This is a genomic window from Longimicrobium sp., from assembly GCF_036387355.1.
In the GTDB taxonomy this organism is placed as follows: Bacteria; Gemmatimonadota; Gemmatimonadetes; order Longimicrobiales; family Longimicrobiaceae; genus Longimicrobium.
On the sequence record NZ_DASVTX010000064.1, the window covers coordinates 1 to 10,125 of the forward strand.

The 10,125-nt window shown below is 70.4% G+C and carries 10 protein-coding genes; 3 read left to right on the forward strand and 7 right to left on the reverse strand.

Going from position 1 to position 10,125, the window contains the following annotated elements; genetic code table 11:
* Positions 1–962, forward strand: a 962-nt coding sequence (locus VF665_RS03090; RefSeq protein WP_331051937.1) for a helicase-related protein, incomplete at its 5' end; no start/stop codon positions are given.
* 90 nt (positions 963–1,052) lie between these two features.
* On the opposite strand, the gene VF665_RS03095 is transcribed toward VF665_RS03090, so the two are convergent.
* The 4 genes from VF665_RS03095 to VF665_RS03110 form a co-directional block, all read right to left on the reverse strand.
* Entirely contained in the window at positions 1,053–1,298 is a 246-nt protein-coding gene (locus VF665_RS03095) for a hypothetical protein (RefSeq protein WP_331051938.1), read from the reverse strand.
* A gap of 118 nt (positions 1,299–1,416) precedes the next feature.
* On the reverse strand, positions 1,417–1,929 hold the full coding sequence (locus VF665_RS03100; RefSeq protein WP_331051939.1) for a methylated-DNA--[protein]-cysteine S-methyltransferase: 513 nt from the start codon (positions 1,927–1,929) through the stop codon (positions 1,417–1,419).
* Positions 1,926–3,362: a DNA-3-methyladenine glycosylase 2 gene (locus VF665_RS03105; RefSeq protein ID WP_331051940.1), complete on the reverse strand. Its 1,437-nt coding sequence runs from the start codon at positions 3,360–3,362 to the stop codon at positions 1,926–1,928. The genes VF665_RS03100 and VF665_RS03105 overlap by 4 nt, the downstream gene beginning before the upstream one ends.
* A 323-nt stretch (positions 3,363–3,685) precedes the next feature.
* A complete protein-coding gene (locus VF665_RS03110) occupies positions 3,686–5,449 on the reverse strand; it encodes a D-aminoacylase (RefSeq protein WP_331051941.1) in 1,764 nt (587 codons plus the stop codon).
* 147 nt (positions 5,450–5,596) lie between these two features.
* Here VF665_RS03110 and VF665_RS03115 point away from each other — a divergent pair, with 147 nt between their 5' ends.
* Positions 5,597–6,244 carry a hypothetical protein gene (locus VF665_RS03115; protein ID WP_331051942.1) on the forward strand — a complete coding sequence of 216 codons (648 nt, stop codon included), beginning with the start codon at positions 5,597–5,599 and terminating at the stop codon, positions 6,242–6,244.
* Positions 6,225–6,524 (forward strand): Txe/YoeB family addiction module toxin, encoded by a 300-nt coding sequence (locus tag VF665_RS03120; protein WP_331051943.1) that lies wholly within the window; start codon positions 6,225–6,227, stop codon positions 6,522–6,524. The genes VF665_RS03115 and VF665_RS03120 overlap by 20 nt, the downstream gene beginning before the upstream one ends.
* Positions 6,525–6,534: 10 nt before the next feature.
* Here the strand turns inward: VF665_RS03120 and VF665_RS03125 are convergent, their stop codons facing one another.
* From VF665_RS03125 to VF665_RS03135, 3 genes are all read right to left on the reverse strand, one after another.
* Positions 6,535–7,464, reverse strand: a complete 930-nt coding sequence (locus tag VF665_RS03125) for a BadF/BadG/BcrA/BcrD ATPase family protein (RefSeq protein WP_331051944.1) — start codon at positions 7,462–7,464, stop codon at positions 6,535–6,537.
* The gene (nagB, locus tag VF665_RS03130) at positions 7,461–9,461 is read right to left on the reverse strand and encodes a glucosamine-6-phosphate deaminase (RefSeq protein ID WP_331051945.1); all 2,001 of its coding nucleotides are present in this window, start codon (positions 9,459–9,461) and stop codon (positions 7,461–7,463) included. The genes VF665_RS03125 and nagB overlap by 4 nt, the downstream gene beginning before the upstream one ends.
* A 123-nt stretch (positions 9,462–9,584) precedes the next feature.
* Positions 9,585–10,125: endonuclease domain-containing protein (locus tag VF665_RS03135; protein WP_331051946.1), on the reverse strand; the 541-nt coding region annotated here is incomplete at its 5' end.

Below are 10,125 nucleotides of genomic sequence, written 5' to 3' on the forward strand. Positions count from 1 at the left end.
TCAAGGAGGCGGAGCGGCTGTACGAGGAGTTCGGAAAGCGCCAGCAGCTGGCCCTGTACCACGGCAAGCTCCCGGCAAAGGAGCGGCACGAGGCGCAGGACCGCTTCATGTCGGGCGAGGTCAAGGCGGTCATCGCCACCAACGCCTTCGGGCTGGGGATCGACAACCCCGACATCCGCTTCATTGTGCACTACCACTTTCCCGGCTCGCTGGAGTCGTACTACCAGGAGGCCGGGCGTGCGGGGCGGGACGGCGAGCCTTCGCGCTGCGTGATCCTGTACCGCGAAGAAGACCGCGGCGTGCAGGGGTACTTCCTTGGCGGAAAGTACCCGGACCTGGACGAGGCCATCGCGGTGGCGCGCATCGTCAACCGCATGCCGCTGGAGGAGAAGCGCGCGCTGGACGAGATCGCCGACATGGCCGACGTGGCGCGGCGCAAGGCGCGCATCGTCATGACGCTGCTCAAGCGGCACGGGATGATGCGGGAGCACCGTGGCGGATTCTGGGAGCGGCTGGCGCCGGACGTGGCGGCCGCGGACCTGAGCCAGGAGCTGCAGGACTACGAGCAGCGGCGCGCCACCGACCGCAAGAAGCTGGACGACATGGTGCGCTACTGCCGCAACGCCAAGTGCCGCACCCGCATGATCCTGGAGTACTTCGGCGAGGCGCCCGCCACCGACTGGACGTGCGGGCACTGCGACAGCTGCGTGCAGACGGATCCGTCCGCCGCGGCGGCGTCGAGCCCGCGCATGGAGAAGGCGGGGATCCCGGACGGCTATCTGTTTCCCGACCTGCACATGCAGGAGGCGGATCCCACCCTGCTGGGCAGCGGCGACGAGGTGCGGCACGAGACGTACGGCGAGGGGCTGGTGCTGGCCATCAACGGCGACCGCGCGGAGGTGGACTTCGCCGGCCACGGCACCCGTATGATCCGCACGGACTTCCTGGTCCGCATCGACTGAAGCGCGCGTCGATGGCGGAAAACGAGACGGCCCCGGACTCGCTCCCGGGGCCGCCGTCGTCGTACGTACCTTCCCGGAGCCGTCCGAGGCTCAGTGGCAGAATACCACGTTGTCCGTGTTCGTCACGCAATTGCAGGAGTAGCCGCAGCTGTTGTAGATGTTCGCGCATGCGGAATAGTAGCAGCTGGCCTGGCCAGTCTCGCAATTGTATTCGGTTTCCTGCACCGGCTTGATCCCTTGGCCCTCAACGGTCCCGCGCTCGAGGCTGCCCCCGTTGTCGTCTACATCAAACGAAGTCACGGCCAGTTCGTCAAGGTCGAGCTTCAGCTTGGGCATGGTCGTCTCCACGGGACAGGTTTACGAGAAGCACAGCACTCGGATTAGTCTGCGACAGAATGCCGCCCATGTCAATGAACGTCTGGTACTGTGCGTCCGCCAGGCCGGACCGGATCGATCATGGGGCGCTCGTGGTTCCTACGCGCGGGCGCGCCCCGTCCGCTACCGGCACGCCCTCCAGCCGCAGCAGCGAAACCTTCATCTCCATCCCACCCGCGTACCCCGTCAGGCTGTGGTCCGCGCCGATGACGCGGTGGCACGGGACGATGATGGGGATGGGGTTCGTGGCGTTCGCGCGGCCCACGGCGCGCGCCCTTCCCGGCACGCCGAGCCGGGCGGCCAGTTCGCCGTACGACACCGTCTGCCCGAACGGAATCTGCCGCAGCGCGTCCCACACCCGCCGCTGAAACGGCGACCCCGCGGGCTGCATGCGCACGTCGAACGCGGTGCGGTCCCCGGCAAAGTACTCGCGTAGTTGACCGACGGCGGGGGCGCACCGCTCGTCGTCCCACACGGCGCCGGCGGGAACGGGCTGATGGGCGAACAGCAGGTGGGTCAGCGCGCCGCCCTCGTCCACCACCGCGGTGAGCGGGCGGGACCCGGGTTCGAAACGGCTTGCGTAGATGGTCATTGCGGGTCTCCCAGGCTTGCCCAGAGGTGGTACGTCGCCAGGCTGCGGTGCGGCGCAAACGGCCGCATCAGCACGTCCTGCTCGGCCGCGGCGGGCCGGTGGTCCAGCGCCAGAAATCGGGTGAGCGCGGCGCTCAGCCCGGAGTCGCCGACCGGCACGCAGTCCGCGAACCCGAAGCCGCGCATCATCAGGTAGTGCACGGACCAGGGGCCCAGGCCGCGCACCTCCAGCAGCCGCCGCTGCAGTGTGGTCGCCGGCTCCTTATCAGACACGTCCAGCCGCAGCTCTCCCGCGGCGATGCGGCGCGCCGTATCGATCACGTACTCCGCCTTGCGGCGGGAAAAGCGGCGGCCGGTCAGGTCCCCGTAGTCCAGCGCCGCCACCGCCTCCGGCGTGGGATGCGCGCGCAGTCCGCCGCCCACCGGCACGCCGCACAACTCCGCGACCACCGTCCGCAGCGCGTACGCGAACGTGAGGTTCACCTGCTGTCCCACGATGGTCCACAGCAGGCACTCCCACGCGTCCGCCGTGCGCGGAATCCGCAGCCCGCGCCGTCCCGCGATCAGCGCCGCCGTCGCCGGATCGGCATCCATCCTCCGCTCGAATGCGGAGGGATCGCCCGTCAGGTTCAGCAGGCGCGCGGCGATCGCGTGCGCCATCCGCATCCGAGGCGGGTCCGGCGCAACACCCTCCACCCGGCACTGGGCAGCGTCATCACCGAACACGACGTGCAGCCGGGCCGGGGCGCCCGCCAGCGTGATCCCCTTCACCAGTTCGCGCCCGTGCACGCGCTCCAGCAGGCTGGCGGGGTCGCGGCCGTGGGCGCGCAGCATGGTGTCCGCGGGGTACCCGGGCGGCAGCGCGAGGGTGAACGCGTTGGACGATCCCAGCGCGCGGAACTCGCCGGGAGTCAGCCCCGTCTCGCGCCGGAAGTTCGCGTGGAACGTGGACAGGCTCTCGAACCCGGACCTGAACGCCGCGTCGGACACGGAGGCGCCGTCCGCCAAGGCCGCGCGGGCGGCGTCCACGCGCTCGCGGGCCAGAAACGCAGCGGGCGTCAGGTGCAGGTGTTCGCGGAACAGCGCGTTGAGCCGCGTGGCGCCCACACCGGAAGCCGCCACCAGCGAAGCAGCGTCGGCGAACCGGGCGGGGTCGCGCCGCACGTCGGCGGAGAGCGTCTGCACCAGGTGCAGGCCGGGGTCGTAGCGGTCGTAGAAGTGGTCGGGGCGGCAGCGGCGGCAGGGGCGCAGCCCGGCGGAGCGCGCCTCGGACTGCGTATCAAAGAAGCGGACGTTCTCCGGAAGCGGCTTGCGCGCAGGGCACGACGGCAGGCAGTAGATGCCGGTCGTGAGCACGCCGGTGATGAACTGCCCGTCGCTTTCCCGGTCGCGGTTGTAGAACCGCGTCATCATGTGCTCGTGCGTCAGCGTCATGCGGATAACCTACAGCGCCGCGCGCATTCTGTCCTCCGGTTTTCACCGCTGGAATCTCCGGTGGATGGAGATCGCGTGATTCGCGCCCACGCGCCGCGCGGGTCGCGCAGCTCGGGATCGGCGCCGCGCACGCGCCGGGCACGCCCATCGCGGACTCGCTCACGCGGGAGCTGGAGCACGCGCTCGCACCCGCGGTGGCGGCCCGCGCCCGCGCACTCGCCGCCACCGTGCGTACGGACGGCGCGCGCATCGCCGCCTTACGGCTGATGAGCGGGACCGCGCCCGTCTGACCGGGACAACGAGCACCCGGCCGAAGGCGATGGTCAGCGTGCGGGCTGGGTCCCGAGGGCGCTGCCCCGGCGCGTGCGGCGGAGCGGGCGGCCGCCGCGCAGGTTTGTGGGAGTGCCGTCGCGCAGCACGGGAACGCCGTTCACGATCACGTGGCGAATCCCCGTGCTCAGCTGCACCGGCTCCACAAAGGTCGCGCGGTCGCACACGGTGGCCGGGTCAAAGATCGTCAGGTCGGCGAACATCCCGGCGCGCAGCATCCCGCGGTCATCCAGCCCCAGACGCGCCGCGGGGAGCGAGGTGAAGCGGCGGATCGCTTCCGGCATCGTCATCACCCCGCGCTCGCGGACGTAGCGGCAGAGCACGCGCGGAAACGAGCCGTACGCGCGCGGGTGCGGCCGGCCCACCAGCCTGGGATCGGCCGAGCGCGAACCCGCATCGATCCCCACCATCACCCACGGCTGGCGCATCACGTACTCGATGTCGTCTTCCGACATGGAAAAGTAGATCGCCGCCGTCCCCGCGCGATCGGCGATCAGCAGGTCGATCACCGCGTCCGCGGGGTTCTGCCCCCGCAGCCGCGCGTACTCGCTCAGCCGCATCCCCTGGTACTTCTCCAGGCTGTCCACCGTCACGTCCGCGATCTGCACCCCCGTGGGCCCGCCGGCGGACGCACCGATGCTCGCTTCCCCGCCTTCCAGCAGTTCGGCGCGAATGCGCCCGCGGGTGGCGGGATCAGACAGCCGCCGGAGCAGCGCTTCCGTGCCGCCCTCGTGCACCCAGCCGGGGAGCACGGCGTCCAGCCCGGTTCCGCTGGCGGCGTACGGATACTGGTCCGCCGCCACGTCCACGCCGCGCGCCCGCGCCGCCTCGATGGCCTCCACCGCGCCGCGCACCCGCCCCCAGTTGCTGCGTCCGCTCGCCTTGAGGTGATGGACCTGCACCCACGTCCCGCCGCGCTCGCCGATCTGGATCGCCTCCTCCACCGCCCGCACCAGCCCCGCGCCTTCGGAGCGGATGTGTGATGCGTACCCGCCGCCGTACCGCCCCGCCACGCGCGCGAGTTCCGAAATTTCCTCCGCGCTGGCGAACGACGCCGGTGCGTACGCGAGCCCCGAGCTCAGCCCGAACGCACCCTGCCGCATGGCGAGGTCCACGTGCGCGCGCATGGAATCCAGCTCCGCGGGGGTGGCGGCGCGGTTGGCGTCGCCCATCACGTACCGCCGCGTGGAGCCCACGGTAACGAACGTCCCCAGGTTGATGGCGGGGCGCGCGGCCTCCAGCGCGGCGAAGTAGCCGTTCAGATCCCCCCACCGCACCAGCGGCGCGTACTGGCCCAGCTCGCGGATGGTATTGCCGTTCACCGGCACCACGCTGGTCACCTCGCCGGTGATCTCGCTGGTGATTCCCTGCGTGATCTTGCTGATGGCGCGGCCGTCTTCCAGCAGCGGGTACTCGCTGTGCCCCAGCATGTCGATCCACCCGGGCGACACCACCAGCCCCGTAGCGTCGATGGTGTCGCGCGCCTGCATTCCGCCCGCCTGCCCCACTGCCACGATGCGGTCCCCGCGGATCACCACGTCGCCGCGCACGCCCGCGCTTCCCGTCCCGTCCATGATCGTCCCCCCGCGGATCAGCAGGTCGGCGATCTGCGCGCCGGCCGGTGCGGGTACGGCGGCCACGGTTGCTGCGGGGGGCGCCGGGCTGGGCGAGGGCGCCCGATCCGCCGGCGGCGCGCCGCAGGCGGAAAAGGCGAATCCGGCGGACAGGAGCGCAAGCGAGAAAGCGTGGATCTTCATGTCTCTTCGATAGATGCGGATTCGTCCCCATCTCCGGATTCGTTCGCCCGGTGACGGCATACGACAGGGAAGATGGACACACTTGACACAGGCCGCCGGCGTTGCCATCGTTGATCGCACGCCGGACGCTCCGAACGCGTCCCGCGGATGACGATGGCGAACCGGACGGGCGCTGTTGAGCGCTGCCCGCCGGCGGGTACCGAGCAGGCCGAGGAGCACGCGATGCAGCTACGATCCACGACCCGCGGCGTCACCACCGCGCCGCGCGCCCGGCGTCCCATCCTGCGCCGCGACTACCGGCACGGCCTGCGCCGCTACACCATGCACAACGAGTCCATGGCCTACTACGACGCCCATCCGGATGAATGGGCAGCGTTGCTGAAGATCGTTGATCGCCTTCAACAGGAGTACGGCCCACCACCACCGCTTCCTCGCTACACAAAGCTCACGCTGCGCGGCGAAGTTTTCCGCACTGCGAAGGGGGGCGGCGGTTTGGTCCGAGCATCGGAGCACGGACGAGGAAATCGCATGAGGATTCGCACGCACCAGCTCGGCGCCACGCGCGAGTTGATCCGCCGCCGCCCTATCGTCCGCCGCGACTTCCGGCATGGTCTCCGGAAGTTCAGCATGCGTAACGAGACGATGGCCTACTTCGAGGCACATCCAGAGGAATGGGCAAGGCTTCTCGCTGAATGCGAAGCCAACGAGCGCGTGTACGGCCCGCCGCCGCCCACGCCACCCCACACCCGGCTCACCCTACGAGGCGAGATTCTGAATGTCAGGAACCGACGATGAGGAAACGGCGTGGGATCCAGAGCGCGATGCCCTGCTGAAGCCGGCGTTCCGCGCCGATCTCGTCTTCTGGGTGCAGACGGAGCCCCGGATCGCCCTGCGAGTCCTGCGATTGATCGAAGACGTCCTGCGGGATCCCCGGCGCGGACTCGGCAAACCCGAGGCGCTTCGCTATTCGAGGCGCGGAGTCTGGTCCCGACGCATTACCCAGGAGCATCGGTTCATTTACCAGCTTTCCGAGCAAGGTCCGCTGTTCATGCACGCCCGGCACCACTACGGGTGAGGCGCCCAGGTCAGACGGGCACCTCTTCCCCCACCAGGGCGGCGGCGTAGCGAAGAGCGCCGTGAACGGCGTCCATTCGCGGGGGCTGCACGCGGAACGCACGCGCATCCCCGGACAACTCCCGCGTAACCAGCGAGGCGTACAGCGGGGAACGCAGCACGCCGCCGTGAAGAACGACCGGCACCTCGCCGGACCACGGCGTCAGCCGCTCCGCCAGCGCGGTCACGTGCCGGGCAAGCTCTCCGGCCGCGGACTCCACCACCCGCCGCGCCACCGCGTCCCCCTGCTCCGCCGCGTCCAGCACCACGCGCGCGAGCGCGGCGATCTCGCTCTTGGGCACGCGCCCGGCCCAGGGCGGCACCTCGCGCGGATTGTCGACGTCCAGCGCCGTCAGGATCGCGTCCAGCAGCACCGTCCGCGGCTCGCGCCCATCCACCGAGCACAGGGCGGCCTTCATCCCGTCGCGGCCCAGGGCGAACCCGCTTCCCTCGTCGCCCACGATCATCCCCCAGCCGCCGCAGCGCTCCATGCGGCCGTCCGGCGCGCGCCCGTACGCCACCGAGCCGGTGCCGGCGATCAGCAGAATCCCCGGCCCGCCGGCGAACGCGCCTTCCAGCGCGATCTCGCCGTCCGACGCCACGCGCACCCGCCGCGCCACGCCGGACGCCTGCAGCGCGTCGTGCACCGCCACACGCTCCGCCTCGTTCCCCACGCCGGCAAGCCCGGCGCAGATCGCGTCGGGCACCTCGCGCAGCCCCGCCTGTTCCAGCGCCGTACGCGCCAGGCCGGCGATGATGCGCGCGCTCCGCTCGGGGTCGCGCGGGTCCACCAGCCCCGCCTCGCCAGCCGCGCGGGCCAGCTCACGGCCCTGCGCGTCGGCCACCACCAGGGTGGAGCGGGTGCCCCCGCCATCCACCCCCACCAGGATCGGTCCGTTCATCCGCGGGTGGTCTGCCCGCCGATTTCCGTCACCTCGTCGGTGTCGGCGGGCAGCCGCGGCCCGGTGCCGGACGCCTGCCCCGGCCGGTCCGTGGCGCGGCGCATGGAGGGCGGAGCGCCCAGCGCGCTGGTGGACACCGTCTCCACCTCCAGCGGCTTGCCGTCGCGGCGCACCACGTACGCCTCCATGGCGAAGTACTCCGGCAGCCCCAGCGCGTCCACGATGCGGGCCGTCCCGGTGTTGCGCTCCTCCACCCGCTCCCAGAACTCGCGGTCGTCCTGGCCGGGGAACGGGGCCTTGTCCTTCTGGCTCTGGTGCTTGTAGATGGCCAGGATCTTGAGCCGCAGCTCGTCTTCCGAAAGCGGAACCAGCACGTCCGCCTCGCTGACGCCCCACTCCTGCCACGCGCCGCGGTAGTACCAGAGCTCCGGCGCCGGGCCGCTGTACTGCGACAGCGCGGTCTCCACCGCCTCCAGGCACATGCGGTGCGTGCCGTGCGGGTCGGACAGGTCGCCCGCCACAAAGACCAGCTCCGGCCGGTGCTCCTCCAGCAGCTGCAGCGTGATTTCCACGTCGCGGGGGCCGATGGCGTCCTTGCGCACCTTGCCCGTCTGGTAGAACGGCAGGTTCAGAAAGCACGCCTGCTCCACCGTCATCCCGAACGTCTCGATGCCGGACACCGCCTCGGCCTCGCGGATGCGCTGCTTGATGCGCTGCACCTCGGGAATGTCCACCTGCCCGGGGTGCTTCTCGTTCAGGAAGTTCTCGATCTGTCCCGTGAGCGCCTCGATGCGTCCGTCGCCCAGCTCGAAGTCGCGGCCAAAGCGGCGCAGAAAGTCCAGGTAGCGGCGCACCTCGTGGTCAAACACCGCGATGTTGCCCGAGGTCTGGTACGCCACCACGATCTCGTTGCCGTTCTGGTGCAGCTTGTTCAGAATGCCGCCCATGCTGATCACGTCGTCGTCCGGGTGCGGGCTGAAGACGATGATGCGGCGGCCCTCCGGGAGCTTGCTCTTGCCCCGGATCTTGGAGATGAGGGCGTTGAACACCTCGCCGTTCAGCGGCCCGGCGCTGCCGTAGCGGGCCAGCAGGGCGCTCAGGTGGTGCTCGCGATAGTCGTAGTTGTCCAGCTTGAGGATGGACTTGCCGGTCGCCTGGCTCAGCCAGATCACGGCGCGGATCTCCAGCTCGCGCGTCCAGCGCACCTCGCCCACCACCCACGGCGTCTTGACGCGCGTCAGTTCCGCGGCGGCGGCGGGGTCCAGGTAGAAGGTGGCGTTGGGGTGGCTCTGCAGGTACGTGGCGGCCACGTCCGGGTCCGGCTCGCCTTCCACGGCGCGCTGAATGACGCGGGCCTTGTGCTCGCCCGTGGCGATGAGCGCGATTTCGCGGGCGTCCAGAATGCTGGCCACGCCCATGGTGATGGCCTCGGTGGGGACGTTGTCCTCGCCGAAAAAGTCGGCCGCGGCGTCGCGGCGGGTCACCGTGTCCAGCGGCAGCAGCCGGGTGCGCGACTCCACGCCGGAGCCGGGTTCGTTGAAGCCGATGTGGCCCGTCTTGCCGATGCCCAGGATCTGGAAGTCAATGCCGCCCGCGTCGCGGATGGCCTGCTCGTACGCGTCGCAGTGCGCCTCCACCTGGTCGCGCGGCAGGTCGCCGCGGGGCAGGTGCACGTTCTCGCGGGGGATGTTGATGTGCTCGAACAGGTTTTCCCACATGTACCGGTGGTAGCTGTGGATGCTGTCCGGCGCCATGGGATAGTATTCGTCCAGGTTGAAGGTCACGACGTTGCTGAAGTCGAGCCCTTCTTCGCGGTGCATGCGAATGAGTTCGCGGTAGATCCCGATGGGGGTGCTGCCCGTGGCGAGCCCCAGCACCGCGGGGCGGCCCTGGGAGTTCGCGGTGCGGACGACCTCGGCGATGCGGGCGGCCAGGGTGCTGGCGATCTGGTCGTGCTCCAGGATCTGGACGGGAACGCGCTCGCGGGACTGCGCCATGCGGCCTCAGGAATTTCGGGTGGATCGTCGGAACGGCTGCGTCTGGAAACCGGTTGGCGGGCTGCACGGTCCGTGCCCCGTGGGCATGCGGCGCTCCGGTGTAGAACAGGCGTGGAAAACGGATCAGCGTTCCCCATGCCCCGGTGCGGGGGAGAGGCCCCCTCCCCCCCAGCCCCCCTCTACCCGCTCCGCGGGAGAGGGGGGAGCACTGCCGAGGCGGGCGGCAGGTTCCTGCGCAATGCGCGCAGTCACGTGGGCCAGTTCGTTCAGAACGGCCTCGTTCCGGAACCGGAGCACACGGATCCCAAGGGTCTCCAGGCCCTCGGTCCGCGCGAGGTCCCGCGCAACCTGCCGGTCGTGGATGGCCCCATCCAATTCGACGGCGAGTTTTGCCCGCGGGCAGTAGAAATCGAGGATGAACGGCCCCACGGGATGCTGCCGCCGGAAGTGGAGCCCGTCGATTCCGTTGCGCCGAACGGCGGACCAGAGCTTCTGCTCGGCCACGGTCATGGGCTGGCGCAGTTCCTTCGCGGCCCTGCGAACCTGGTCGGGGCCGCGCCACCGGTCCGGCTGTCGCATCGTGGAGCAGAGTTGGGGAACGCGCACGCCACCCTTCCCCGCGCCAAACGGCTCCCCCTCTCCCGCGGAGCGGGTGGAGGGGGCT

Excerpts from the sequence above, each read along its gene's own strand:
- VF665_RS03095 (WP_331051938.1), bottom strand. The coding sequence starts at position 1,298 with ATGCCCAAGCTGAAGCTCGACCTTGACGAACTGGCCGTGACTTCGTTT.
- VF665_RS03100 (WP_331051939.1), bottom strand. The coding sequence starts at position 1,929 with ATGACCATCTACGCAAGCCGTTTCGAACCCGGGTCCCGCCCGCTCACC.
- VF665_RS03105 (WP_331051940.1), bottom strand. The coding sequence starts at position 3,362 with ATGACGCTGACGCACGAGCACATGATGACGCGGTTCTACAACCGCGAC.
- VF665_RS03110 (WP_331051941.1), bottom strand. The coding sequence starts at position 5,449 with ATGAAGATCCACGCTTTCTCGCTTGCGCTCCTGTCCGCCGGATTCGCC.
- VF665_RS03115 (WP_331051942.1), top strand. The coding sequence starts at position 5,597 with ATGACGATGGCGAACCGGACGGGCGCTGTTGAGCGCTGCCCGCCGGCG.
- VF665_RS03120 (WP_331051943.1), top strand. The coding sequence starts at position 6,225 with ATGTCAGGAACCGACGATGAGGAAACGGCGTGGGATCCAGAGCGCGAT.
- VF665_RS03125 (WP_331051944.1), bottom strand. The coding sequence starts at position 7,464 with ATGAACGGACCGATCCTGGTGGGGGTGGATGGCGGGGGCACCCGCTCC.
- nagB (WP_331051945.1), bottom strand. The coding sequence starts at position 9,461 with ATGGCGCAGTCCCGCGAGCGCGTTCCCGTCCAGATCCTGGAGCACGAC.